The organism is Polynucleobacter sp. JS-JIR-II-50 (assembly GCF_018687895.1).
Classification (GTDB): Bacteria; Pseudomonadota; Gammaproteobacteria; order Burkholderiales; family Burkholderiaceae; genus Polynucleobacter.
The window spans coordinates 1,520,237-1,544,142 of record NZ_CP061307.1 but is presented as its reverse complement, the minus strand read 5'-3'; the positions used below and the strand labels follow the sequence as shown (position 1 = coordinate 1,544,142).

Annotated in this window: 26 protein-coding genes and 1 tRNA gene; 19 read left to right on the top strand and 8 right to left on the bottom strand. The window is 45.3% G+C overall.

Translation table 11 applies throughout. The annotated features are described in order from the left end of the window. Positions 1-198: 198 nt before the first annotated feature. The 14 genes from urtA to FD963_RS07535 are packed head-to-tail and all read left to right on the top strand — an operon-like array spanning position 199 to position 12,424. Positions 199-1,458 (top strand): urea ABC transporter substrate-binding protein, encoded by a 1,260-nt coding sequence (gene urtA / locus FD963_RS07600; protein ID WP_076024347.1) that lies wholly within the window; start codon positions 199-201, stop codon positions 1,456-1,458. A gap of 52 nt (positions 1,459-1,510) precedes the next feature. Beyond that, positions 1,511-3,094, top strand: coding sequence for an urea ABC transporter permease subunit UrtB (gene urtB / locus FD963_RS07595; protein WP_215361614.1), 1,584 nt, complete (start codon positions 1,511-1,513; stop codon positions 3,092-3,094). Position 3,095: 1 nt separating this feature from the next. Continuing rightward, positions 3,096-4,238, top strand: coding sequence for an urea ABC transporter permease subunit UrtC (gene urtC / locus FD963_RS07590; protein WP_215361612.1), 1,143 nt, complete (start codon positions 3,096-3,098; stop codon positions 4,236-4,238). Further along, positions 4,235-5,032: an urea ABC transporter ATP-binding protein UrtD gene (urtD, locus tag FD963_RS07585; RefSeq protein ID WP_215361610.1), complete on the top strand. Its 798-nt coding sequence runs from the start codon at positions 4,235-4,237 to the stop codon at positions 5,030-5,032. Before urtC ends, urtD begins: the two co-directional genes overlap by 4 nt. Before the next feature lie 2 nt (positions 5,033-5,034). After that, positions 5,035-5,727: an urea ABC transporter ATP-binding subunit UrtE gene (gene urtE, locus FD963_RS07580; protein ID WP_011903038.1), complete on the top strand. Its 693-nt coding sequence runs from the start codon at positions 5,035-5,037 to the stop codon at positions 5,725-5,727. A gap of 35 nt (positions 5,728-5,762) precedes the next feature. Next, a complete protein-coding gene (locus FD963_RS07575; RefSeq protein WP_215361608.1) occupies positions 5,763-6,638 on the top strand; it encodes an urease accessory protein UreD in 876 nt (291 codons plus the stop codon). Between the two features lie 18 nt (positions 6,639-6,656). Further along, positions 6,657-6,959 (top strand): urease subunit gamma, encoded by a 303-nt coding sequence (locus FD963_RS07570; RefSeq protein ID WP_215361605.1) that lies wholly within the window; start codon positions 6,657-6,659, stop codon positions 6,957-6,959. Between the two features lie 11 nt (positions 6,960-6,970). After that, positions 6,971-7,603, top strand: coding sequence for a HupE/UreJ family protein (locus tag FD963_RS07565; protein ID WP_215361603.1), 633 nt, complete (start codon positions 6,971-6,973; stop codon positions 7,601-7,603). Then, positions 7,600-7,938, top strand: coding sequence for an urease subunit beta (locus FD963_RS07560; protein WP_215361601.1), 339 nt, complete (start codon positions 7,600-7,602; stop codon positions 7,936-7,938). Before FD963_RS07565 ends, FD963_RS07560 begins: the two co-directional genes overlap by 4 nt. Continuing rightward, entirely contained in the window at positions 7,938-9,641 is a 1,704-nt protein-coding gene (gene ureC / locus FD963_RS07555; RefSeq protein WP_215361599.1) for an urease subunit alpha, read from the top strand. Before FD963_RS07560 ends, ureC begins: the two co-directional genes overlap by 1 nt. Positions 9,642-9,649: 8 nt before the next feature. Continuing rightward, positions 9,650-10,246 (top strand): urease accessory protein UreE, encoded by a 597-nt coding sequence (gene ureE, locus FD963_RS07550; RefSeq protein WP_076024339.1) that lies wholly within the window; start codon positions 9,650-9,652, stop codon positions 10,244-10,246. Beyond that, positions 10,236-10,928, top strand: coding sequence for an urease accessory protein UreF (locus FD963_RS07545; protein ID WP_215363940.1), 693 nt, complete (start codon positions 10,236-10,238; stop codon positions 10,926-10,928). Before ureE ends, FD963_RS07545 begins: the two co-directional genes overlap by 11 nt. 9 nt (positions 10,929-10,937) lie before the next feature. Next, positions 10,938-11,561 carry an urease accessory protein UreG gene (ureG, locus tag FD963_RS07540; RefSeq protein ID WP_215361597.1) on the top strand — a complete coding sequence of 208 codons (624 nt, stop codon included), beginning with the start codon at positions 10,938-10,940 and terminating at the stop codon, positions 11,559-11,561. 5 nt (positions 11,562-11,566) lie between these two features. After that, positions 11,567-12,424 (top strand): hypothetical protein, encoded by an 858-nt coding sequence (locus tag FD963_RS07535; protein ID WP_215361595.1) that lies wholly within the window; start codon positions 11,567-11,569, stop codon positions 12,422-12,424. 394 nt (positions 12,425-12,818) lie between these two features. Here the strand turns inward: FD963_RS07535 and FD963_RS07530 are convergent, their stop codons facing one another. The 6 genes from FD963_RS07530 to tsaE form a co-directional block, all read right to left on the bottom strand. After that, positions 12,819-13,049, bottom strand: a complete 231-nt coding sequence (locus FD963_RS07530) for a hypothetical protein (RefSeq protein WP_215361593.1) — start codon at positions 13,047-13,049, stop codon at positions 12,819-12,821. Then, complete coding sequence (locus tag FD963_RS07525; RefSeq protein ID WP_215361591.1) at positions 13,036-13,365, bottom strand: hypothetical protein; 330 nt, start codon at positions 13,363-13,365, stop codon at positions 13,036-13,038. The genes FD963_RS07530 and FD963_RS07525 overlap by 14 nt, the downstream gene beginning before the upstream one ends. Further along, positions 13,343-13,633, bottom strand: a complete 291-nt coding sequence (locus tag FD963_RS07520; RefSeq protein WP_215361589.1) for a hypothetical protein — start codon at positions 13,631-13,633, stop codon at positions 13,343-13,345. The genes FD963_RS07525 and FD963_RS07520 overlap by 23 nt, the downstream gene beginning before the upstream one ends. Before the next feature lie 151 nt (positions 13,634-13,784). Next, positions 13,785-13,860: transfer RNA gene (locus FD963_RS07515), tRNA-Lys, on the bottom strand. A gap of 86 nt (positions 13,861-13,946) precedes the next feature. Continuing rightward, positions 13,947-15,293 carry an N-acetylmuramoyl-L-alanine amidase gene (locus FD963_RS07510; RefSeq protein ID WP_215361587.1) on the bottom strand — a complete coding sequence of 449 codons (1,347 nt, stop codon included), beginning with the start codon at positions 15,291-15,293 and terminating at the stop codon, positions 13,947-13,949. A gap of 11 nt (positions 15,294-15,304) precedes the next feature. Further along, positions 15,305-15,850, bottom strand: coding sequence for a tRNA (adenosine(37)-N6)-threonylcarbamoyltransferase complex ATPase subunit type 1 TsaE (gene tsaE / locus FD963_RS07505; protein WP_215361584.1), 546 nt, complete (start codon positions 15,848-15,850; stop codon positions 15,305-15,307). Positions 15,851-15,893: 43 nt separating this feature from the next. Between tsaE and queG the strand changes: the two genes are divergently transcribed. From queG to FD963_RS07490, 3 genes are read left to right on the top strand one after another with little or no spacing between them, the layout of a single operon-like run. Then, positions 15,894-16,988, top strand: coding sequence for a tRNA epoxyqueuosine(34) reductase QueG (queG, locus tag FD963_RS07500; RefSeq protein WP_215361582.1), 1,095 nt, complete (start codon positions 15,894-15,896; stop codon positions 16,986-16,988). 27 nt (positions 16,989-17,015) lie between these two features. Then, complete coding sequence (locus FD963_RS07495) at positions 17,016-17,801, top strand: AzlC family ABC transporter permease (protein WP_215361580.1); 786 nt, start codon at positions 17,016-17,018, stop codon at positions 17,799-17,801. Continuing rightward, on the top strand, positions 17,798-18,160 hold the full coding sequence (locus FD963_RS07490) for an AzlD domain-containing protein (RefSeq protein WP_251367208.1): 363 nt from the start codon (positions 17,798-17,800) through the stop codon (positions 18,158-18,160). The genes FD963_RS07495 and FD963_RS07490 overlap by 4 nt, the downstream gene beginning before the upstream one ends. Positions 18,161-18,190: 30 nt before the next feature. On the opposite strand, the gene FD963_RS07485 is transcribed toward FD963_RS07490, so the two are convergent. Both FD963_RS07485 and FD963_RS07480 read right to left on the bottom strand, forming a co-directional pair. Next, entirely contained in the window at positions 18,191-21,268 is a 3,078-nt protein-coding gene (locus FD963_RS07485) for an FAD-binding and (Fe-S)-binding domain-containing protein (RefSeq protein WP_215361578.1), read from the bottom strand. Continuing rightward, positions 21,265-21,951, bottom strand: coding sequence for a GntR family transcriptional regulator (locus tag FD963_RS07480; protein WP_215361576.1), 687 nt, complete (start codon positions 21,949-21,951; stop codon positions 21,265-21,267). The genes FD963_RS07485 and FD963_RS07480 overlap by 4 nt, the downstream gene beginning before the upstream one ends. Before the next feature lie 216 nt (positions 21,952-22,167). On the opposite strand from FD963_RS07480, the gene FD963_RS07475 reads away from it, so the two are divergent. Next, positions 22,168-23,352 (top strand): alanine--glyoxylate aminotransferase family protein, encoded by a 1,185-nt coding sequence (locus tag FD963_RS07475; RefSeq protein ID WP_215361574.1) that lies wholly within the window; start codon positions 22,168-22,170, stop codon positions 23,350-23,352. Positions 23,353-23,497: 145 nt separating this feature from the next. Further along, positions 23,498-23,905 (top strand): heme-binding protein, encoded by a 408-nt coding sequence (locus tag FD963_RS07470; protein WP_072583972.1) that lies wholly within the window; start codon positions 23,498-23,500, stop codon positions 23,903-23,905. Position 23,906 lies beyond the last annotated feature (1 nt).

Sequence of the window (23,906 nt, the reverse complement as noted above, 5' to 3'; positions counted from 1 at the left end):
AGTGGAAAATAGGGCATCCCCTTTGTAACGGTATAAATTCCTATTCTTAGTGCAATTCTTAATTTGATGACGCTTTGTTTTGGTGCAGACGCTCTGTTTTGGTGATTATTTGAATTTGCACCAACATGAAACATCCTCTAATCAATGCAGGCAGTGGTTGTATGTGCCCAACTGATTAATTTACTCAAGAGGTGAGACATGAAGCGTAGATCAATTTTGAAGTTGTCAGCTTTGGCTGCGGCTTTGAGTTTTACAGGTTTAAGTCATTTGGCGATGGCTCAAAGCAAGGAGCCAATTAAGGTTGGTATTTTGCATTCACTATCCGGAACAATGGCAATCTCCGAAACATCACTTAAAGATATGGATTTGATGGTGATTGACCAGATTAATAAAAGCGGCGGAGTATTGGGTCGTAAATTAGAGCCAGTAGTGGTTGATCCAGCTTCCAATTGGCCATTATTTGCTGAAAAGGCTCGACAGCTTTTAACTAAAGATAAGGTTTCGGTTGTTTTTGGCTGCTGGACTTCCGTATCACGTAAATCTGTACTGCCAGTTTTTGAAGAGCTCAATGGCTTACTCTTCTACCCCGTGCAGTACGAAGGCGAAGAAATGTCTCGTAATGTGTTCTACACCGGTGCAGCGCCTAATCAACAAGCAATTCCAGCAGTAGAGTATTTGATGAGTAAAGAGGGCGGCGGTGCTAAGCGCTGGGTTCTTTTGGGAACTGACTACGTATACCCACGTACAACCAATAAGATCTTGCGCGCATTCTTGAAATCTAAAGGTGTTAAAGATGATGATATTCAAGAAACATACACACCATTTGGTCACTCAGACTATCAAACTATTGTTGCCAATATCAAGAAGTTCTCTCAAGGCGGCAAGACAGCAGTTGTTTCTACTATTAACGGCGACTCAAACGTTCCTTTCTATAAAGAATTGGGTAATGCAGGCTTGAAAGCGAAAGATGTTCCAGTAGTGGCATTCTCTGTTGGTGAAGAGGAATTGCGTGGCGTTGATACCAAGCCGTTGGTAGGTCAATTGGCTGCATGGAATTACTTCATGTCAGTTAAGAACCCAGTTAATGACGAGTGGAAAAAACAGTGGGCCGCTTACTCTGTAGAGAAAAAGTTGCCAGGGGCTAGCAAGCCTTTGACAGATGACCCAATGGAGGCTAGTCGTACCGGTATCTTGATGTGGAAAGCGGCTGTTGAGAAAGCGGGCACAACCGATGTTGATGCTGTTCGTAAGGCAATGATTGGTCAAAAACTTAACACTCCAAGTGGTTATCTTGAGGTGATGGGTGCTAATCACCATTTGTCTAAGCCGGTCATGATTGGTGAAATCAAGGCAGACGGACAATTCAACGTGATCTACAAAACTCCAACAGCTATTCCAGCTAAACCATGGAGCCAGTATATCGACGGTAATGCAGGCAAGCCTGATTCAGTACAGTAATTTTCAATAGAAAATGCCCTCCCTCGCTTGGGGGAGGGTTTTCACAATCACCATGAAATTTCCAATCTTTTCAAAACTAATCCTTTCTGCTGCTTGTGTATTGGCATGTGGGATTACTTTTGCAAAAATTAATGTTGCAGATTTAAAGCCCCTGTTTAGTGATAACTTTGATGCCAAAGTTAAAGTGGTCCAAAATTTATCTAAAGAGGGTAGTCCCGAAGCCTTAGAAATTCTTCAGGCTCTCAGTGCAGAAAGCCTTTTCTTGTCGCCCCAAGGTGTTGTAGTTCAAAAGGGCGATCAATATTTAGATCCCTTAACCGGACTAAGTGTTTCAGTGAAGCCGGATGAACTGCAAGACGTTATTCTGAATAATCAACTGCGCGGTAAAGTTGATAATGCCTTGCTAGGTTTACAGCTAGCTTCTGCAGATCCACAGATTCGCGCTAAGGCAGTCGACTCTTTAATCAAGGATCCCGAGCCAGACACCTTCCCATTGGTTGAAAACTTACTGGCTACCGAAAAGGATCCTGCGCTCAAGCCAAAAGTACAGAAGCTCTGGGCGCTCCTTGCTTTGCAATCCGACAATCAAGAATCAAAACTAAAGGCAATTGAACTCTTAGGCGATAGTGGTGATCCACAAGTTGCTGCATTGCTGGCGCCTTTGGCAAAAGAGGGTGGCCCAGTGCAAGAGGCGGCTGAAAAGGCTTTAGCCAAAATTAAGAAGTCTGAGTTTAGCGGCGAAATCCTGGGTAATGTGATCGCTGGGTTTAGTTATGGAAGTATTTTGTTACTTTGCGCTTTGGGCTTGGCGATTACTTATGGCTTGATTGGCGTCATCAATATGGCGCACGGTGAATTCCTGATGGTTGGTGCTTATGCAACTTATGTTGTACAAGGATTTTTCAGGCAATATGCTCCTGGCTATTTAGATTGGTATTTGTTATTCGCTTTGCCGGTTGCTTTTATTGCCGCCGCCTTAGTGGGTATTTTGATCGAAAGAACGGTCATTAAATTTTTATATGGTCGTCCGCTAGAAACCTTATTAGCCACCTTTGGCGTCAGTTTGCTGATGATTCAGATGACCAGAACTATTTTTGGCGCTCAAAATGTCGAGGTGGCTAATCCAACGTGGATGTCTGGTGCCATGCAGGTACTACCTAACTTGGTTGTGCCCTATAACCGGATCATTATTTTTGCTTTTGCGATTGCGGTAGTAATCGTGACTTGGCTAGTATTAAACAAAACTCGTCTAGGGCTTTTCGTCAGGGCGGTTACTCAAAACCGGACTATGGCTGCATGCGTGGGTGTCAAAACAGTGCGCGTGGATATGTATGCCTTTGCATTTGGCGCAGGCATTGCCGGTCTTGGTGGTGTAGCCCTCTCACAGATTGGTAACGTAGGTCCCGATCTTGGTCAAAGCTATATTGTTGATTCCTTCATGGTGGTGGTACTCGGTGGAGTAGGTCAGCTTGCAGGCACTATTTATGGTGCATTTGGACTTGGTATCACCAGCAAATTATTAGAGCCATTTATTGGCGCCGTATTGGCCAAGATTGCTATCTTAGTGTTCATTATTATTTTTATCCAAAGACGTCCTCAAGGCCTCTTCGCACTGAAAGGCAGGAGCGTTGATTAATATGGATATTAGAAAGCTTGCTCCTTCATCTAGCTTTAGTTTGGCAATTCCTGAGCGTGAATCCATACTCAGCAAGCGTGCTTATATTGCCTTAGCAGCATTGACACTGTGCGTATTAATTGGTGTGCCAATATTTTCTTTGCTGGTTCCCGAGACTAGTATGTTCTACATGTCTGCTTATGCGCTTAGTTTAATTGGCAAGATTATGTGCTTTGCAATTGCGGCCTTAGCGCTTGATTTGGTTTGGGGTTACTGCGGAATATTGAGTTTGGGGCATGGATTGTTCTTTGCTATTGGCGGTTACATCATGGGCATGTATCTCATGCGCCAGATAGGAACTGAAGGTGTATACAAAAGCGAATTACCTGACTTCATGGTTTTCTTAGACTGGAAAGAGTTGCCTTGGTTCTGGAAGGGGAGCGAACACTTTTGGTGGATGCTCTTGATGCTCATTCTGGTTCCGGGAGTGATTTCCTGGGTATTTGGTTACTTTGCCTTTCGCTCCAGAATTAAAGGGGTGTACTTCTCGATCATTACGCAGGCATTAACGTATGCTGCCATGCTTCTTTTCTTTAGAAATGAAACAGGTTTTGGGGGCAATAATGGTTTCACGGACTTTAAGCGGATATTGGGTTACTCCATCAGCGCGCCAAGTACTCGCGTCACACTTTTCATTGTTACCTTCTTAGTCCTGTTGGGCAGTTTTATTCTTTGCCGAGCCCTGGTGACCTCAAAAATGGGAAGGGTGATTACAGCGGTACGGGATGCAGAATCTCGTTTGATGTTTTGTGGGTACAACCCCTTAGGTTACAAACTCTTTATTTGGGTTCTATCTGCCATCCTATGCGCCATTGCTGGAGCTTTATTCGTTCCGCAGGTGGGCATCATTAATCCTGGAGAGATGTCTCCAACAAACTCGATTGAGATGGCGATCTGGGTAGCAGTAGGTGGCCGCGGCACCTTGCTAGGTCCAATTATTGGCGCATTTGCGGTGAGCGGGGCTAAGAGTTTTTTTACCACTAACTTTGCAGAATATTGGCTGTTTTTCTTAGGAATGATGTTTGTATTGGTGACCTTGTTTCTACCGAATGGATTGCTGGGTATCTATCACAAATTCGTTGTTAAGAAGGGTGGGTCAAAATGAGCGCTCACTTTCTTGAGAAGGGAATCGATACTTCTCATACTGGAATCCTCTATGTGGATGATCTATCGGTCAATTTTGACGGTTTTCAGGCCATTAATAAATTGTCATTGACGATTGATGTCGGCGAACTGCGCTGTGTGATTGGGCCTAATGGCGCCGGTAAGACTACCTTAATGGATGTCATTACCGGTAAAACTCGCTCTAACATTGCTGATATTGATGGCTCCGTTTATTTAGGTTCGACCATTGATCTGATGACCATGAACGAGCCACAAATTGCCCAAATTGGCGTTGGCCGTAAATTTCAAAAGCCCACGGTATTTGAGCATCACCCTGTTTGGGAAAATCTTGAATTGGCGATGGCTGGAGATAAATCATGGCATCACTCCTTGATTGCTAAAGTAGATCTAGAGGGCCGTCGTTTGATGGAATCAGTGCTTGCCCTTACACAGTTAGAGTCAGAAGCTTATCGTGAAGCTGGCCTTCTTTCTCACGGTCAAAAGCAACGCTTAGAGATTGGTATGCTTCTAATGCAGCAGCCCAAGCTGTTATTGCTTGATGAGCCCGTTGCAGGGATGACGGACGAAGAAACAATGCGCTTAGCTGAGCTTCTAAATTCATTACGTGGTCAATGCTCGATGATGGTAGTTGAGCATGATATGGAATTTGTTGCTGCTTTAGCGGGCCCAAAAGGTAAGGTGACTGTATTGGCTGAAGGTTCAGTTCTAGCCGAAGGCACTTTGGATGAAGTGAAGCGTGATGAACGCGTAATCGAATCGTATTTAGGGCGTTAATCATGCTTATCGTCAAAGATCTCAATCAATATTATGGCGGAAGCCATATTTTGCGTAATGTGAATTTTGAAGTCCCCAAGGGTCAATTAACCAGTTTGCTTGGGCGAAATGGCGTTGGCAAAACCACTTTGCTCAAATCGCTTATGGGTGTGGTGAAAGTAAAGACTGGCTCGATTGCTTGGGATGGAAAAGAATTGGCCAATCTACCCCCGTGGTCTCGGGTGGACGGTGGATTTGCCTATGTTCCTCAAGGTCGAGAAATTTTCCCAAGACTCACAGTCGAAGAAAACTTGCTCATTGGAGCGGCAAAATTCTCAAGCCCAAAAAATATCCCTGGATATATTTACGAGCTATTTCCAATTCTGTCGGATATGAAGGCGCGTCGGGGCGGTGATTTGTCAGGTGGCCAACAACAGCAGTTAGCAATTGGGCGTGCATTGATGTCTCAGCCAGAGTTGATCATTTTGGATGAGCCTACCGAGGGTATTCAGCCATCGATTATTCAGGACATTGGTCGATGCCTTCGCAAGTTAGTCGATGAAATGGGTATTACCGTTCTTCTCGTTGAACAATATTACGACTTTGCAAAAGAGCTCTCAGATAACTATATTGTGATGCGCCGCGGTGAAGTCGTCGCGCAAGGCAAAGGTGCTGATATGGATCTCAATGGTGTTCAGGAGATGATTTCGGTTTAAAGTGGATACTCATTCCACTTAGATGGCTTACCCATATGTTTTTGGCTCCAGACAACGCAGTAAAAAAGCTATTTAGGCCTCTAAGTCCTAGTTGGCTAGCCAAACTGAGCCTATCTTATGAGCGCACTGTAATTGGCACTGTATTAAAGAAAAGTTTGCATGAGGGGCCACTGCGAGTTCAAAAAGCTTTATATCCCGAAGGTGATGATATTTGCCACACGGTCATCATTCACCCGCCAGCAGGTATCGCAGGCGGAGATACCTTAGATATCCAGGTTGCTGTTGGCAAGGGTAGTCATGTGGTTCTATCTACTCCAAGTGCCACTAAATGGTACAAATCATTTAAAAATCCTGCTACTCAAAATATTCAATTTGAGCTGGGTGAGAATGCAAAATTAGATTGGCTACCTCAAGAGAATCTTTTTTTTAAAGGCGCAAACTCTAACGTTATTACCAGGATGAGCCTTTCATCGAATGCTTCATTTATTGGTTGGGACGCCCTGATGTTAGGACGCCATGCCTCTGGCGAGGAATGGTCTAGTGGCCACATTCATATGCTCAATGAAATAAGGCGTGATGGAAAGTTAATTTGGATCGAGAACGGGCATATAGATGCCGAAGATCAATACTCCAGATCTTTAACTCAACTAGGGTCTTGGCCTGTTTGTGCAACTCTATGGGCCGTAGGACCAAGGTGCTCAGCTAATTTAGTTGAAACCTTTGCTGAGATGATGCCTTGGACTGATTCATTACGGGCTGGGGTGACGTTGATGCCACAAGGCGTCTTTTTGGTGAGGGTAGTCTCTAATGATATGGAGATAGCCAGAAATTTTATGATTGATGTATGGTCCAAATTAAGACCAATCGTTCATGGTGTGCCAGCTCAGCCATTACGGCTTTGGGCTTCTTAGGATTGTTATAGGTGAGATATGGAATTAACTCCACGCGAAAAAGATAAATTACTCATATTCACAGCGGCACTCTTAGCGGAGCGCAGAAAGGCTCGGGGCCTCAAGTTGAACTATCCGGAATCAGTCGCTTTAATTAGCGCTTCGATTATGGAGGGTGCTCGCGATGGCAAAACTGTCGCACAACTGATGCACGAAGGGCAAGCGATACTAGGTCGCGAAGATGTCATGGAAGGGGTTCCAGAAATGATTCCAGATATTCAGATTGAGGCAACATTTCCTGATGGAACAAAATTAGTCACAGTTCATAACCCGATTGTTTAGGAGCAATACAAATGAGTCTTTATATAAAAAAAATATTGTTAGCTTTTGCTGGATTGATCGGAGTTCTATCTTCAAATTTGGTTTATGCCCACCCAGGACATGAAACTTCGGTTAGTTTCCTATCGGGTCTGATGCATCCATTTAGTGGCTTTGATCATTTTTTAGTCATTGTGCTCGTAGGATTTTGGAGTGCTTTCATGCTGAAAAAAATCTGGCTTGGGCCTTGTGTTTTTATATTAGGTATGTGTCTTGGGGTATTTGCTGGCCTAAGTAATTTACCTCTTCATATCTTTGAATTTGGAATCGCTGCTTCTGTAATTGCAATGGGATTATTGTTGCTTGTACAGCGCCAGTACTCCAATAATGCAATCCTTGCCTTAATTAGTTTTTTTGGAATATTTCATGGGTTTGCCCACGCTGCATTATTTTCAAATGGATCCCTTGGAGCCCCCTTGGTAGCACAAGATATGGCTGGCTTGATTTTGGCGACAGGGATCTTGCATTTATCAGGCGCTCTATTGGTCAAGCTCCTTAGGGACAAGACGGCGATCTTTGCAAGAGTGACTGGATTTGCTAGTGTTATATACGGCTGGGTATTAATCAGTCAGCTTTCCTTTGCACTGCTTGGCGGAGCATCGACATGAGTTCGCCATCAAGTGCAAATAGCCAACGCTTTATTCCAGGGCAGATGTTTGTAGAGCCTGGAGATATTGAGTTGAATGTTGGCCGAAAAACACTTTCAATTGAAGTCTCTAATAGTGGCGATCGTCCTATTCAAATCGGTTCCCATTTTCACTTCTTTGAAGTAAATGATGCCCTAGTATTTGATCGCGATAAAACGAAGGGCATGCGATTAAATATTGTTGCAGGCACTGCTGTGCGTTTTGAGCCAGGCCAAAAGCGCACTATTGAGCTTGTAGAGGTGGCTGGTGAGAAGAAGATTTATGGCTTTGCTGGCCGCGTTATGGGGGGTCTCTAATGGCTAAGATTGGTCGTCAAGCCTATGCTGAAATGTTTGGCCCTACTGTAGGTGATCGTTTAAGACTGGCGGATACCGGCCTCATGATTGAGGTTGAAAAGGACCTCACTATCTATGGCGAAGAAGTCAAATTTGGCGGTGGTAAAGTCATTCGTGATGGTATGGGCCAAAGTCAACGCGAGTCAAAGGACTGTGCCGATACCGTTATTACCAATGCGGTAATCATTGATCACTGGGGCATTATCAAAGCTGATATCTCTATTAAAAATGGCAGAATATCTAATATTGGTAAGGCTGGTAACCCAGATATTCAACCGGGGATCACTTCTGTCATTGGCCCTGGTACCGAAATTATTGCTGGCGAAGGAATGATAGTGACGGCGGGTGGTATTGATACTCATATCCACTTTATTTGTCCGCAGCAAATTGAAGAGGCTTTAATGTCTGGGGTAACCACCATGATTGGTGGCGGTACGGGCCCAGCAACTGGTACTTTTGCAACTACTTGCACGCCTGGTCCTTGGCATATTCAAAGAATGTTGCAATCCATCGATGCATATCCTATGAATATTGGCCTATTGGGTAAAGGCAATGCTAGCTTGCCAGCTGGATTACGAGAGCAAGTTGATGCAGGCGCAATTGGATTGAAGTTGCATGAAGACTGGGGGACTACGCCAGCAGCGATTGATTGTTGTTTGGGCGTTGCTGATGAAACTGATACTCAGGTGGCAATTCATACCGATACTTTAAATGAGTCAGGATTTGTAGAAACTACCTTAGCTGCATTTAAGGGGCGCACTATTCACACTTATCACACCGAGGGCGCGGGCGGCGGTCATGCCCCCGACATTATTCGTGCGTGTGGCGAGTCAAATGTATTGCCATCCTCAACTAACCCCACCAGACCATTTACGGTTAATACATTAGATGAGCATTTGGATATGCTGATGGTGTGCCATCATCTTGATGCATCTATCGCTGAAGATATTGCCTTTGCAGAATCGCGCATTCGTCGTGAAACCATCGCTGCGGAGGATATCTTGCATGACTTAGGCGCCTTCTCGATGCTTTCATCAGATTCTCAAGCGATGGGGCGTGTGGGTGAGGTGATTATTCGTACCTGGCAAACTGCTGACAAGATGAAAGTACAGCGTGGTTTGCTTCCGGGTGATACAAATCGTCACGATAACTTCCGAGTCAAGCGTTACATCTCTAAGTACACCATTAATCCTGCCATTACCCATGGCATTTCTCATGTTGTTGGGTCTATTGAGGTGGGTAAGTATGCGGATTTAGTATTTTGGAAGCCTGCCTTCTTCGGCGTCAAGCCTTCATTAATATTAAAGGGTGGGTCTATTGCGGCAGCGGCTATGGGCGATCCAAACGCATCTATTCCAACGCCGCAGCCCGTTCATTACCGAAATATGTTTGCGGGCATTGGCCAGGGGATACGTCATAGCTCGTTAACTTTCATTTCTCAATCGGCTATGAATGCCAATATTCGCGATGCTTATGGATTAGAGAAGCAAGTTGAGGCGGTAAAGAATTGTCGATCTATCACCAAGGCAGATATGGTCCACAACGATTGGCAGCCAAATATCTCCGTAGATCCAGAGACCTACCAAGTGATAGCAAATGGCGAACTATTAACTTGTGAGCCAGCAAAGGTATTACCAATGGCTCAACGATATTTCTTGTTCTAGGAAAAATTATGTCAGAACCAATTCGCGTTGAGAAAATCATCCCCAAAGGACAGGGCTTAGCCAAAGCAGTTATTGCTAGAGCGCTCGAACTAAAGTTGCCATTTGAGGTACGCAATAAAAGCCGTTTTTCAGAAATACTTTCCGATGGTCGCGAGGCACACTTTTTTCTGCCAAGAGGTAATGTGCTGGCAAGTGATGATATTTTGATTGCAGATGATGGATCCATGATTCGAATCTCCGCGGCGGATCAAGAGGTAATAACAATTGCCTCTACCGATGCACATCAGCTAATGAGGGCGGCTTACCACTTAGGTAATCGACATATTCCTGTTCAGGTAGGCTTAGGATTCTTGAGGATTGAGCCTGACTCAGTGTTAGAGGGCATGATTCATCAACTGGGGTTGGAGTCTAAGCATGAATTTGCCCCGTTTGAGCCTGAAACAGGTGCGTATGGAGGTGGACATCGCCATAGTCATGCTGAGACATTTGATAGTGACTATGCCTTAGCTCAAAAAGTGTATGCCGAACATGAGAAGCCACATGTTCATGGGCCTGGATGCTCTCACCATCATCACGGCGATCATGATCATTCACATGAGCATTGATCTAAACGAAATCACTGCATTGATGCAGTTGGCATCACCAGCATTGCCAATCGGTGGATATAGCTATTCTCAGGGCTTAGAAGCTGCCATTGATTCTGGCTTGGTAAACGATGCTCCAACTGCAGAAGCATGGATAAAAGATGTATTTTTAGGTGTCTTTGTCAGATCTGAAGCCCCACTTTGGCTTCTCAGTTATGAGGCATGGGCAAAAAAAGATATTGATTCCGCCCAAAGTCTGAACGACTATTTCTTAGCCAGTCGCGAAACCTCAGAGCTCAGATCAGAAGCTGAGCAGATGGGTTGGTCTTTATTGCAAATTGCTCAGTCTTTGGGTTGGGGTAGCGAATACCTTACTAAATTATCTGCAATCAAACCTTTGTCATTATTGACGGCCCATAGCTATGCCTGTTTTCATCTAAATATACAGTCAAAGAATGGGCTTGCAGCTTATGCATTCTCATGGATAGAAAACCAAGTAGCAGCTTCTTTAAAAGCTATACCGCTGGGTCAAGTAGCAGGGCAGCATGCCCTAACAAAGCTTCGCTTGCTTGTTCCTGAAATGGTTGAGCAGGCTGAACAAAGAGCCAAATCTGGTTTATCGATGGTTGACAATTTTGCACCGATGTTGGCTATCCTTTCTTCCAGACACGAGACTCAGTATTCCCGATTATTCCGTTCATAGAAATAAGAAATGATGAGAACTAAAAAAAATCCCCCTTTGAGAGTTGGTATTGGTGGCCCTGTAGGTTCAGGCAAGACAACTTTGCTCGAGATGCTTTGTAAAGCAATGCGTGATCAGTATGACTTGGTAGTGATTACCAACGACATATACACTAAAGAAGATCAGCGTTTACTTACTGTTGCAGGTGCATTAGATCCAGAGCGAATCATGGGGGTTGAGACAGGCGGTTGCCCGCATACCGCCATTAGAGAAGACGCCTCTATCAATTTAGAAGCTGTTGATCGTATGCAACGGCAGTATCCAGATGTAGATATTATTTTTATTGAGTCTGGTGGTGATAATTTGGCGGCAACTTTCAGCCCAGAGCTTTCTGACCTGACGATTTATGTGATTGATGTAGCTGGAGGGGAAAAGATTCCTCGTAAAGGTGGCCCAGGAATTACACGTTCTGATTTATTGGTAATCAATAAGACCGATCTTGCTCCTTATGTTGGAGCTTCCTTACCCATCATGGAGTCAGACGCTAAAAAGATGCGTGGTGATCGACCATTTATTATGGGTAGTGTGAAGTCAGGCGATGGGCTTAAAGGAATTATTGAGTTTATTGAGAAGAAGGGACTGCTAAAGAATTAGGTTTTATGAGTTTATTTTTTCAATGTACGACCCTCTTACTTCTAACTATTTTTATCGCATCGCCAGCTAGTGCTCATGGAATTGCTGGCGATAGATACTTTCCACCTACTATCGTTGTAGATGATCCATATGCTGCTAATGAGGCTCATGGCGTAGTCGGTAGAACCCCGAATATTGGTGCTGGAAATTCGAATACCACCTCAGGAAATGTGGCGCTAGTAGGCGCCGGCATAGAACCTTTTGATGGCTTTGGTATTGCGATAGATGGTGTGTATCGACAACCCAATGGCAATCTAACGCCGCAGGCTAACGGATTTGATAATCTCTATTACACGGTAAAGAAAGAATTAGAAATTAACGACGAGCATGAGTTTGCGGTAACTATCGGTATGACGGGGCAGGCATCACGCACCGGCGGAAAGGGTTCGGATGCTTACAGCACCTATGCCCCGACAATTTACTATGCAAAGGGATTTGGGGATTTGCCCAATTCAATGGCGTTACTTAAACCATTTGCATTAACAGGAATACTGGGCTATCAAATACCTACCGAGCAAACTCAAGCAAAAGTATTTAATTGGGGCTTTACTGCTCAATATAGTTTTTTATATTTGAACCGTTATGTCCGCTCAACTGGCTGGAATGATTTTTTTAATAGATTGGTTGCTGTAGTTGAATTTCCTATGCAAACATGCCTTACTACTCGTTGTGCTGGACAAATTACTGGATCAGTAAATCCTGGTGTGGTCTGGGTAGGGGAGCATTTCAACTTATCTGCTGAGGTGGTATTTCCGGTAAACAGTCAATCAGGTGTATCAAATGGAATCCTTTTCCAGATTCATAAGTACCTTGGTAAAGAATAGCTCGATCAATCATTATTGCTTTAAGTGCTGCTTATTGTTATGCGAAGTCCTAGCTGATTACTTGATCAAAAATGCGAAGATTAAAACTTTTTTATAGTAGTTAATTCATTTCATCCTGAGGCGCTAAGAATCAAAATAAACCCACTCGAGGATGGCCACCCAGATATAAAATGTCGGTTAACCCGACAACACAAGTGTCGCGTTTCGAGACGCCCATAGTCCAATCTGTCATCTAGCGCCCACCATCCCCACTCGAAACGTCTATTAAGTTCCGCATTGCTCCTAACAGTTGTCACATTTCACCAACCTAGAAAGACAAAACCCCCACTATTGCTAGTGAGGGTTTCTTGATACTGGTGGGTCGGGCGAGATTCGAACTCGCGACCAACGGTGTTTAGGCCGTAAGTTGGCGCTGCTTAATGAGTTCTGCGGCAGGGATCCGCACTATCTTGCCATCAATGGTAGTTACGATTGCAGTATTGGTTTGAATTGCCAAGTCTATTGCAGCTTGTCCAGCACGTTGCATGGCGTAGTAGGATCCAGCAATATCAGGATCTGATGAATTACGTATATCTTTGCTTGGAGTTACCGCAAAAGGCTTTTTTATGGGATTATTTTTTTCCATAAGCAGCATCATGATCTGGTTCAATTAATAAAACCCTTAGGAAATGATCTTCTCTGAAGCCAATTCCCCGGATTGATTTGCTAACTCGAAATGAGTAGAGTGCATCAATGCCTTTTGGTGTGGGAATGCTATGAATCTTTTCCCACTTCAATCCCTTATCGCGGTAAACCTGGTTCCAGGTCAATTGCGTGATTTTCTCAAAAGTGGCTAAGGCTTTCTCTTGTTCGGATGGCTCCAAACTCTCCCAGGTAGATTGGAAGATGGGGCTATTCAGATCAAGCTCAACTAAAGGCTCAGGCTTTGCGTTTTGCGCCATGAGTTTTAGCCATTTTTAGTTTAGAAAGGTCAGTTGCTTTGGCTGGCGTATTTTGTGCCCAGACCAAGGCTGCTGATAAGTCCTTTTTAATGGCGGGCGTATGTACCCAACGCTCATTGTCGGGAATAACTGTGGCGGTACGAATAACCCAAACGCCAGGTTCAGGCGTTTCCACTAATACCTGACGTCCCGCATGCTCTTTGCCAAGCGAGATCTGCCCACTGGATCCAATGGATTTAATAACTTGATGATCTATCACTGCGCCCATGGCGTTCTCCTATATTCATGCAGCATGATTGCATTATAGCATGATATTAAAACAAGATGCTAATTAAGGTTTCAATTGAAAGGGGGTAATGCCAATTAACCGATTGTTAAAAGAAAAAGCCCCTAGATTTCTCCAGAGGCTTTTGTATAACTGGTGGGTCGGGCGAGATTCGAACTCGCGACCAACGGATTAAAAGTCCGCTGCTCTACCGACTGAGCTACCGACCCAGTTAAGCCATAAATTATAGCAAGAAGTTTGTTTGCCATCCTCAAGTCTGCGAGGTCTGCCCCTCAGCCCTTGTACTTACAAGTTCCTAGGAGTTGATCCGCCTGGCGACCGGTGGATTTTTAGAAAAATAGTCCTTAATTCCCTTCAAAATAGCCTCTGCAATTCGGTCTTGGTAGCCGTCATCGTTTAGGCGCGCCTCTTCTTGGGGATTGCTAATAAAAGCCGTCTCAACCAAGATGGAGGGAATGTCTGGGGCCTTTAAAACTGCAAAACTGGCTTGCTCCACCTTCCCCTTATGTAGGGGTGCAAATCCACCGATTTGCTTCAGGATGGAGTTACCTACTTGTAGTGAGTCTTTGATCTGGGCCGTGGTCGACATATCCAGGAGTAGGTTAGCAACTTGACGATCTTGTGTTTTGATATTGATGCCGCCAATAAGGTCGGAAGCATTTTCTTTGTTCGCCATCCATCTGGCAGCAGTACTACTAGCTCCCATTTGAGATAGTGCAAATACGGATGCACCTTTAGCATTTCTTTCAATAAAGGCATCCGCATGAATGGATACAAATAAATCCGCTTCAACACGTCTGGCTTTTTGAACCCTGACATGCAGTGGCACAAAGTAGTCACCATCTCTGGTTAAGAAAGGGCGCATATAGGCTTCGCCTTCAATCTTATCTTTGAGTCTCTTGGCAATCGCAAGCACCACATTCTTTTCTCTAGATCCAGCTGCACCAATGGCGCCGGGATCTTCGCCACCATGGCCGGGATCAATCGCAATCGTGATCAAGCGTTTGTACTTAGCAGGCGCTGGCAATTCCTTGGGGTCTGGAATAGCTTGCGCAACTGGTGCAGCTGGAGTTTTAGCCAGCTCCTTTTCTTTCTTGGTGGCGAACTGCGCAATCAGATCCACTTCTTCATTGGATTTTTCAAGAGCGCTTTCTTTCTTGGCGCTACTTCTCACTAAAGCCATTAATGGATCTGGTGGCGAAGTGGGGTAGAGGTCAAACACCATGCGGTAGTTGTACCCACCAATGGGATCAAGCGTAAAGAGCTGTGGCTTGATGGGTTCTTTTAAGTCAAACACCAAACGTACAACCCCTGGTTGAAATTGCCCAATCCGAACTTGCGAAATATACGGATCATTCGGCTTTACCTTGGCCACCAAATCTTTCAGAGTGGGATTGAGTTCCAATCCTTGCACGTCAACTACTAAGCGATCGGGGTTAGTCAGAATCTGTTGGGTAATCGGTAGCGGTGTATCGGACTCTAAGGTAACGCGGGTGTAGTCCTCGGAAGGCCAGACGCGCACACCTAAGATCTTGGCACCCCAGGCAATATCAAGCTCCGTCAGCAGCAGAGCAAAGCTCAAGAACTTCGCTGAAGTCTTGAGGTATTGCCTTCTAGAGCGATTGATTTTTTGATTGCTCATTAGCTCTTTAGTTATTGCCGAGCGACTTGTATATCGTCAACTACAGCTTTACCTCTAATAGATAAAGCCTTGATAGTGATCGAGCGCATATTTTCATCGGCGCCGGCAGATAACAGAATCTGAATATCAAATGCAGGCAAAGTGCCCTCTGCTTTTTCTGGCCACTCAATTAAGCAAATACCCGGAACATCAAAATGCTCTGCAAATCCCGCTTCTTGCCATTCCAGGGGATCACGCATACGATACAAATCAAAGTGGTGCACAGTGATTGCTTGATCTTTTAAAGTAAGTGGATAGGGTTCGCACAAAGTGTAAGTAGGACTCTTTACTTTGCCCGCATGACCCATCGCCTGAATGAGGTATCTCGCAAAGGTCGTTTTGCCGGCGCCAAGATCACCCTCTAAGGAAATGTTTAGGTGTGAACTGGGCTGCCTAGTCAGAAAGTGCTCAAAACTGGCTGCCAGTTGCTTAGCAAGAGAAGCGGTATCGGCTTCCTGCCTACAATAGAGATCTATTGAAGTGAGTGGAATTGCCGTGGTTGCCTGTGTTTGAGCCATTCCCCTAGTTTATTCAATTATTGCGCTACATTCTGTATTCCCTATGCCTTTATCTATTAGCCCTCAATCTTTAAATGAGTCCAATCTACGTGATTGGCTTGGGGAGCAGGCTGCGTCCTTAGGGTTTGATGGCGTACGCATTACCGACACCCATTTAGGGCCTGCAACCGAGCGTTTGCAGGAATGGCTGGCTGAGGGACGTCATGGCCATATGGAGTACATGGAGCGCCATGCCGAATTACGCTCTCATCCTGAGCTATTGGTATCCGGTACAGTGCGCGTCATTTGTGTATCCATGAACTACCTCCCACCCGAAACTGATTTCGATACTGAGTGGCAAAGGTTGGAAAATCCCTCTCAGGCAGTTGTTTCGATGTATGCCAGAGGGCGCGATTATCACAAGGTACTCCGAAATCGCTTGCAAGAATTTGCCCAACGCATTGAAGAGCGGATTGGGAAGTTGGGCTATCGCGTATTTACAGATTCAGCACCGTTGATGGAAGTGGAGTTGGCACGTAAGGCGGGTTTAGGTTGGCGTGGCAAGCACACACTATTACTGAATCGAGAATCTGGCTCAACATTTTTCTTGGGTGAGATCTTGGTGGATGTACCACTTCCATTAGATCAAGAGATTGAAGCGCATTGCGGTACCTGCACCTCTTGTATCGATATTTGTCCTACTCAAGCCATTACTGCGCCGTATCAATTAGACGCACGCAGATGTATTTCTTATCTCACCATTGAAAATCCTGAGGCTATACCAGTTGAATTTAGAAGTGCCATGGGTAATCGCGTATACGGCTGTGATGATTGCCAACTGATTTGCCCATGGAATAAATTCGCTAAACGCACTGAGTTACCAGACTTTGCCAGACGCCATGGCTTGGGGCAGGCAAGTCTCTTGCATCTGTGGTCCTGGACTGAAGCGGAGTTTGACCAACGCCATGAAGGCAGCGCCATTCGTAGAATAGGTTATAGCCGCTGGCGTCGCAATTTAGCCGTAGCAATGGGTAATGCGCTGGCAAGCACTGCTGTAGCAGACGGCGATAAGTCAGCAATACGCACAGCTTTAAGTGAGGCACTTGCTGATGCAGACGCTTTAGTAACTGAGCATATTGAGTGGGCCCTAAAGGCTTAGAAGCCCTACAAAGCTTACAATTAACTCATGTCATCCGCAGACCAGCCCTATATTGATCCTAGCGAAATCGCGCTAGAAGAGTCTGCGGCAGAGCGCTTTAAAAATCCCAGCGATGCATTTTGGTCTGGCATTCGGGATGCAGCAGGTGCTCCCGCAATGGTGCTCTTTGCTGGCATGGTGGGCTTCGGGGCAATGGGTAAAACTAATGGCTTTGATGTTTGGTTTACGACCTTTACTTCCTTCTTTATGTTCGCATTACCAGGGCAGGTGGTCCTGCTCGAGATGGCCATTACCGGCTCATCAGTTGTGGCTATTGCTTTAGCGGTCACACTCACATCCACTCGCTTTATCACTATGACGGTGACACTCTTTCCGCAGTTCCACCAAAAAGATCGCAATCGCAGTCTCTATGCTTCAGTACACCTACTGGCGATGACGGCATGGGCTATCTCCATGCGCGAGTTTCATGCGATTGAAGTGAGGCATCGCCTGAGTTATTTTGTTGGTTTAGGATTGCTGTGTTGGTTAATCTCTATTCCGGGAACCATTCTGGGTTTTTATCTGGCAGGTATGGTGCCACCCGCTGTGACCCTAGGATTGGTCTTTATTAACCCCCTGTTTTTCTTGCTGACATTTACCGAGGTAAAGCCTTGGATTAACCGCATTGCGATTTGCTTAGGGTGTATCTTTGGCCCCATCTTCTTCATAGTAGATCGCGATACCAGCCTATTAACCGCAGGATTGGTTTCCGGAACCATGGCTTACTTTATTGATCTCAAGTTCTTGCGCAAGAAAACTGGGGTGGTTGGATGATAGACACGATCAACACCATGACTAACGCGCTCTCGGGTTGGGGTTTGTGGATTGCTTTAGTGGGCGCCTGCCTAGGTACTTACTTCTGCCGTGCGATTGGCGTCTTGCTATCACAAAGCATCAATCAAGATAGCGAGATCTTCCGCTGGTTAGCTGCTGTGACCTATGCGATGGTTGCTGCTTTAACTATTCGCTTGATTGTGATGCCACTCGGCCTAATGGCAACCGTACCTTTGTGGATACGAGCGCTGATTTGTGTCTTAGCTATCGGTGTGATGATCTCTAAACCCACCAAGCGATTGGTTCCTGCATTACTGACGGGAACTTTGCTGATGGTGGGTTACGGCGTAATTCGTTAAACAAAAATACGCCGCCCTATCCTCTTTTTCCTATAGATGCGCCGCCAATATTTTGGCGATATGTACAGCTTCTCTTTGGGTGCCATCGGCAATTTGATGACGACAGCTGGTGCCATCAGCTACCACCCAACTACCTGGTGATTTACGTATGCTGGGCAATAGACTGGCTTCTGCCATTTGCTTAGACACTTCAATGTGCTCAGCCTCATAGCCAAAGCTACCAGCCATACCGCAGCAAGAAGATTCAATTAGCTTAGGTTCTGCATTGGGAATAAGTTTGAGTAATTCCATTGCAGGGGTCACTGCAGCAAATGCTTTCTGATGACAGTGACCATGAAACAATACTGACTTATCAGCTGCTTTGAGATTCAATTTGATCTTGCCTGCTCGTACTTCGCTAGCCAAGAACTCTTCGAGCAATTGCGCTTGTTTAGAAACGCTGACAGCACGATCACCAAAACCCATTACCAAGGACTCATCCTTTAGGGTAAAGAGACAAGAAGGCTCTAAACCAATAATTGGAATGTTCTTATCTGCGTAGGGCGCGAGGTGATCAACCAATTCACCTAGGGCGGCTTTGGCCTTATCCACCATACCTGCAGCTAAATAGGTTCTGCCACAACAAAACTCTTTAGAGCAGCCGCTTTCACTTTTATTTATTTGTTTTGTGGTGTTGCTTTGACTCTTATGGGGAATATGAACCCGATAGCCAGCGGCATTAAGTACTTTTAATGCCGCTTGAAGATTCTCATCTTCAAAGTAGGCGTTAAAGGTATCCGCCAATAGAACAACGCCTTTGCCATCAGCATTACTAGTCAATTCTTCTGAGCTGTATTGATAAGTGTTTGCCGCTTTCTGATTCCAGAAAGTTTGACTCTTCCAAGTCGGTAAGCTTCTTTGCGCAGAAATACCCATGACCCACTCTTGGAGTGTGGCAATGGGTTTAATGTGATTACGTAAGTTGAGTAAGGCTGGTAGGAGTGGAATGGCGCTAATCGTGCTGGCATATTGAGGTAAATAAGCGACTGCCAGATCTCGTAATGAATGACCAACACGCTTCTTATAAGCAGATAGGAACTCAATCTTCATCTTGGCCATATCCACGCCAGTAGGGCACTCGCGACGACAAGCCTTACAGCTCACGCATAGTTCCATCACTTCTTTGATGGCATCGCTACCGAGTGGCGACATCTCATCTTTGATATCGAGTTGATTTGAAAGCGCCAGACGCAAAGTATTTGCTCTGCCACGGGTGAGGTGTTTCTCATCACGCGTTACGCGATAGCTTGGGCACATCACTTCGGCGTCAAACTTGCGACAGTGACCATTGTTGTTACACATCTCAACTGCTTTGGCTAAACCCATCGCTGGATCGCCACCTGTACCAGGGGCAGTAGTGGCTTCTGTGACAGCATCGTTTTGTACGTTCCAAGCCGACCAATCCAATGCTGGCTGTAATGGAATAACTTTATAGCTTGGCGGAAATCTAAAGTTGCTCGCATCATCCATCTTGGGTGGATTAATAATCTTGCCGGGATTAAACAATCCCTTGGGATCAAAGGCGTGCTTGATTTCTGCAAGGGCTTCAGTGATCTTGGGGCCAAACTGCCAAGAGATCCATTCGCCACGGCAAAGACCATCACCATGCTCACCGCTATAAGCGCCCTTGTATTTGCGGACTAAGGCAGAAGCCTCTTCAGCAACCGCACGCATCTTCTGGGCGCCGTCTCTGCGCATATCCAAGATAGGGCGCACATGCAATGTGCCCACAGAAGCATGGGCATACCAAGTGCCTCGTGAGCCATATTTAGAAAACACATCTGTTAAAGCTTGGGTATATTCGGCCAAACTTTCTAGCGGAACAGCACAGTCTTCAATAAAACTTACTGGCTTGCCATCACCTTTAAGGCTCATCATGATGTTTAGACCAGCCTTACGCACTTCCCATAAATTCTTTTGCAAAGACGCATCAGGCATCGGCACAACAGATCCCGGAAGACCTAAGTCACTCATCAACTCTTGAAGTGCTTTGAGCTTATCTAATAGTGGCGCATGGGCTTCGCCTGAAAACTCCACCAACAAGATCGCTTCTGGAGTCTGAGCTGTGTGATCTATTAAGGCGGTTTCAATAGTCTTCTTAAAACTCGGATTGCTACGTGCTAAGTCAATCATGGTGCGATCGACTAGTTCAACTGCAGTAGGGCCAAGCTTCACAATATGTTGTGCGCTATCCATTGCTTTGTAGAAGCTAGCGAAGTTCACAATACCCAGCACCTTATGTTGTGGCAAAGGCGCGAGCTTGAGTTTGAGGGACTTAAAGTACCCAAGGGTGCCTTCGCTACCAACCAGAAGGTGGGCTAGATTGACACTGCCATCTTTTGTGTAAGGCAACTCACTTTGCGGATGAAAGATATCGAGGTTATAACCTGCAACGCGCCTCAGAACCTTCGGAAAGCGTGCTTCGATTTCTGGTTGGAGGGTGGTGGCTAGGTTTTTAACGAAGTCACCTAATTGCTTAGCAGCCCCAGTGCTACTTACGTAATCGCTGAAGTTGGCGATTTCGCCATCTGCTAACCAGGCATCAATACCCAAAACGTTATGCACCATATTGCCGTAAGCAATCGAGCGGCTACCGCAAGAGTTATTGCCGGCCATACCGCCAATCGTCGCTTGTCCAGCAGTAGAAACATCCACTGGATACCACAGACCATGTTCCTTGAGTGAGTTATTGAGATGGTCCAGAACAATGCCTGGCTCAACTTCAACATAACCTTGATCCAGATTGAGATCTAAAATATTTCTGAAGTATTTAGTGTTATCAATCACTAGTGCTGCGCCAGTAGTTTGACCGCACTGACTTGTGCCGCCGCCACGGGGTAGCACAGGCACGCCCATCTCTGCTGCTATCTGAATTGCGCTAGCAATATCTTGAGCAGTTTTCGGAACAAAGACTGCAACCGGCATGGCTTGATAGATGGAGGCATCGGTTGCATAGCGGCCACGACTGGCGCTATCAGTCATCACTTCCCCTGAAGTCTCTTTGCGAAGACGTGCCGCTAAAGCCGCTTGATCAACCATGAGTTCTTTAAGATCTAAGGGTTTGTTCATGATTTGGTAGCTTCTGACAGGGATTCTGATTGGAGTAATTGAGCAACGACATCACGTTTGTTTCTGACGTGTTGGATCATAATTTTTCTCATGCGGACGCTATCTCGTGCCTTAAGGGCATCGAGCATTTCTTGATGTTCTTCCACAGCCTTTTCCCACTTGACGCCATCTTGATTGGAGCGAAAGCGTAATGCTTCAATGCGCGCATTGACTTGAGTAAATAGTTTAGATAAAACAGGATTATTAGCCGCCTGATTAATCAGATGGTGAATGCGTAAATTGAGTTTGTAGTAACTCGATAAATCTCTGCGCGCATAGGAGGCCATCATTTCATATTGGAGGGCTTCTAATTCAGAGAGGGTGGCATCACTAATAATGTTGGCTGCTAATTCCCCAGAGAAACCTTCTAGATCTGCAATGACATCAAAGGTATTTAATACATCCGCAAGGCTGAGTTGCACAGCAATTGCACCGCGATTAGCGATCAACTCCACCAGACCTTCAGCTGCTAAACGGCGAATCGCCTCTCGAATGGGGGTGCGGGAGACGTTGAGACTCTCAGCCAATTCACGTTCATTCAATTTGCTACCAGGGGCAATCTTGCCCTCGACCAAGAGGGATCTCAGCTTCTCGAAAGTTGCTTCGTGCAAGTTTTGTGAATTTGGCTGTTCTACTACCGTCATGGATCAACCCTTAGTTAAGCTCTCGGCTTCTTAATTTGTATACAAAATAAGAATAAACCATCTTAAGGCATAAATACAGCCTTTAAATGCTTAATTTAAGCCTTATTCCAATAATTATTTACAATAATTTGTATACAAAATGGAAATTTCCCCAAAATTGTCATACACTAACGGCAGAAATAACTACCTATAAACACTTTAAAAGTGAGACAAAGCATGTTGAAACTTGATAACCACGCATCAGGACGCCATTTTTTACATATTCCCGGCCCAAGTCCTGTGCCTCCTCGTGTATTGCGCGCCATCAGCTATCAAACTATCGACCATCGTGGTCCGGAATTTGGTGCATTTGGTCTCAAAGTATTGGATGGCATCAAAAAGATTTTTAAAACTGAGCAGCCTGTGATTATTTATTCCGCATCTGGAACCGGTGCTTGGGAGGGTGCATTAGTCAACGTTCTCAATCCTGGTGACAAAGTGTTGTTCTATGAAACTGGTCAATTTGCAAACTTGTGGCGTGCACTTGGCAAGCGTCTTGGTTTAGACGTTGAGGTGGTTGGTAAAGCAGGACAAGATTCTTGGCGTTGGGGTGTAGATGCATCTGTAATTGAAGAGCGTTTACGTAAAGACACCGGTCATGAGATCAAAGCTGTTTGCGTAGTGCATAACGAAACTTCGACCGGTGTCACTTCGAATATTGCTGCTGTTCGTAAAGCGATTGATTCCTTAAAGCATCCAGCCTTATTGCTCGTAGATAGCGTATCTGGCTTGGGTTCAGCGGATTACGAGCATGACAAGTGGGGTGCAGACGTCACTATCTCTGGCTCACAAAAAGGTTTGATGTTGCCTCCTGGAATTGGCTTTAATGCTTTGTCACCACGTGCAATTGAAGTCAGTGAAAAAAACAAAATACATAAATCGTATTGGGCTTGGGATGAGATCCTGGAGTCAAATAAAAATGGTTATTGGCCAACAACTCCCAGCACCAATTTGATGTATGGTTTGCATGAAGCTATGGACATGATGATGGCTGAAGGATTGGATACGATCTTTGCACGTCACCAGCGTTTAGCTGCTGCTTGTCGTGAAGCGGTGAATGCATGGGGTCTAGAAATTCAGTGTCAAGATAAAGACTGCTACTCACCAGTGTTGACTTGTATTGCTACTCCAGAAGGCATGGATGCGGATGTATTACGTAAACATGCGCTGGAGAAATTCAACCTATCTTTGGGAACGGGTTTGGGCAAGATTAAAGGTAAGGCATTCCGCATTGGCCATTTAGGCGATTGCAATGAGCTGAGCCTGATGGCTGCCTTAAGTGGGGTGGAGATGAGTCTGGGCTCTATGGGTTACAAACCTAAGGCCAGTGGAGTCGTTGCGGCCCAAGAGTTCCTTAAATAAGAAGTACTTAGGGGCAACTTAGAGCAAATTAGGGTGGGTGGAGCTAGATTCCTCAGGTTCAATCTGGCTACACCCCTTATAATTCAAGTACTTATATAGAAGTGCACGAAATAAACACACCATATTCGAGATAGAAAGATTAAAGATGACCGCAACTAAACCTTACCTCACTCAAGCTGATGCTCAAAAGATTTTAGATGCAGCAAATAAGCATGCGGCTGCCAATAATTGGGCGGTTACGATTGCCGTTTGTGATGATGGCGGTCATATGTTGGGTTTAATTCGTCGTGATGGTTGTGCTCCAGTATCTGCATACATTGCACAAGAGAAAGCACGTACAGCTGCAATGGGTAAACGCGAAAGCCGTGTTTACGAAGAAATTATTAATAACGGCCGCACCTCTTTCTTATCTGCCCCGCATATTTCGGGCATGTTGGAGGGGGGTGTCAATATCGATGTAAATGGCTTTACCATCGGCGCAGTCGGCGTTTCCGGCGTTAAATCGACCGAGGATGCTGAAACCGCTAAGGCCGGCATTGCGGCCATCCTGTAAG

Excerpts from the sequence above, each read along its gene's own strand:
- FD963_RS07560 (WP_215361601.1), top strand. The coding sequence starts at position 7,600 with ATGAGTTCGCCATCAAGTGCAAATAGCCAACGCTTTATTCCAGGGCAG.
- FD963_RS07495 (WP_215361580.1), top strand. The coding sequence starts at position 17,016 with ATGTCATCCGCAGACCAGCCCTATATTGATCCTAGCGAAATCGCGCTA.
- urtD (WP_215361610.1), top strand. The coding sequence starts at position 4,235 with ATGAGCGCTCACTTTCTTGAGAAGGGAATCGATACTTCTCATACTGGA.
- FD963_RS07565 (WP_215361603.1), top strand. The coding sequence starts at position 6,971 with ATGAGTCTTTATATAAAAAAAATATTGTTAGCTTTTGCTGGATTGATC.
- FD963_RS07525 (WP_215361591.1), bottom strand. The coding sequence starts at position 13,365 with ATGGCGCAAAACGCAAAGCCTGAGCCTTTAGTTGAGCTTGATCTGAAT.
- ureE (WP_076024339.1), top strand. The coding sequence starts at position 9,650 with ATGTCAGAACCAATTCGCGTTGAGAAAATCATCCCCAAAGGACAGGGC.
- urtC (WP_215361612.1), top strand. The coding sequence starts at position 3,096 with ATGGATATTAGAAAGCTTGCTCCTTCATCTAGCTTTAGTTTGGCAATT.
- FD963_RS07480 (WP_215361576.1), bottom strand. The coding sequence starts at position 21,951 with ATGACGGTAGTAGAACAGCCAAATTCACAAAACTTGCACGAAGCAACT.
- FD963_RS07530 (WP_215361593.1), bottom strand. The coding sequence starts at position 13,049 with ATGGAAAAAAATAATCCCATAAAAAAGCCTTTTGCGGTAACTCCAAGC.
- queG (WP_215361582.1), top strand. The coding sequence starts at position 15,894 with ATGCCTTTATCTATTAGCCCTCAATCTTTAAATGAGTCCAATCTACGT.
- FD963_RS07570 (WP_215361605.1), top strand. The coding sequence starts at position 6,657 with ATGGAATTAACTCCACGCGAAAAAGATAAATTACTCATATTCACAGCG.
- FD963_RS07485 (WP_215361578.1), bottom strand. The coding sequence starts at position 21,268 with ATGAACAAACCCTTAGATCTTAAAGAACTCATGGTTGATCAAGCGGCT.
- urtB (WP_215361614.1), top strand. The coding sequence starts at position 1,511 with ATGAAATTTCCAATCTTTTCAAAACTAATCCTTTCTGCTGCTTGTGTA.
- FD963_RS07520 (WP_215361589.1), bottom strand. The coding sequence starts at position 13,633 with ATGGGCGCAGTGATAGATCATCAAGTTATTAAATCCATTGGATCCAGT.
- urtE (WP_011903038.1), top strand. The coding sequence starts at position 5,035 with ATGCTTATCGTCAAAGATCTCAATCAATATTATGGCGGAAGCCATATT.
- ureC (WP_215361599.1), top strand. The coding sequence starts at position 7,938 with ATGGCTAAGATTGGTCGTCAAGCCTATGCTGAAATGTTTGGCCCTACT.
- FD963_RS07510 (WP_215361587.1), bottom strand. The coding sequence starts at position 15,293 with ATGAGCAATCAAAAAATCAATCGCTCTAGAAGGCAATACCTCAAGACT.
- FD963_RS07470 (WP_072583972.1), top strand. The coding sequence starts at position 23,498 with ATGACCGCAACTAAACCTTACCTCACTCAAGCTGATGCTCAAAAGATT.
- ureG (WP_215361597.1), top strand. The coding sequence starts at position 10,938 with ATGATGAGAACTAAAAAAAATCCCCCTTTGAGAGTTGGTATTGGTGGC.
- urtA (WP_076024347.1), top strand. The coding sequence starts at position 199 with ATGAAGCGTAGATCAATTTTGAAGTTGTCAGCTTTGGCTGCGGCTTTG.
- FD963_RS07545 (WP_215363940.1), top strand. The coding sequence starts at position 10,236 with ATGAGCATTGATCTAAACGAAATCACTGCATTGATGCAGTTGGCATCA.
- FD963_RS07575 (WP_215361608.1), top strand. The coding sequence starts at position 5,763 with ATGTTTTTGGCTCCAGACAACGCAGTAAAAAAGCTATTTAGGCCTCTA.
- tsaE (WP_215361584.1), bottom strand. The coding sequence starts at position 15,850 with ATGGCTCAAACACAGGCAACCACGGCAATTCCACTCACTTCAATAGAT.
- FD963_RS07475 (WP_215361574.1), top strand. The coding sequence starts at position 22,168 with ATGTTGAAACTTGATAACCACGCATCAGGACGCCATTTTTTACATATT.
- FD963_RS07535 (WP_215361595.1), top strand. The coding sequence starts at position 11,567 with ATGAGTTTATTTTTTCAATGTACGACCCTCTTACTTCTAACTATTTTT.
- FD963_RS07490 (WP_251367208.1), top strand. The coding sequence starts at position 17,798 with ATGATAGACACGATCAACACCATGACTAACGCGCTCTCGGGTTGGGGT.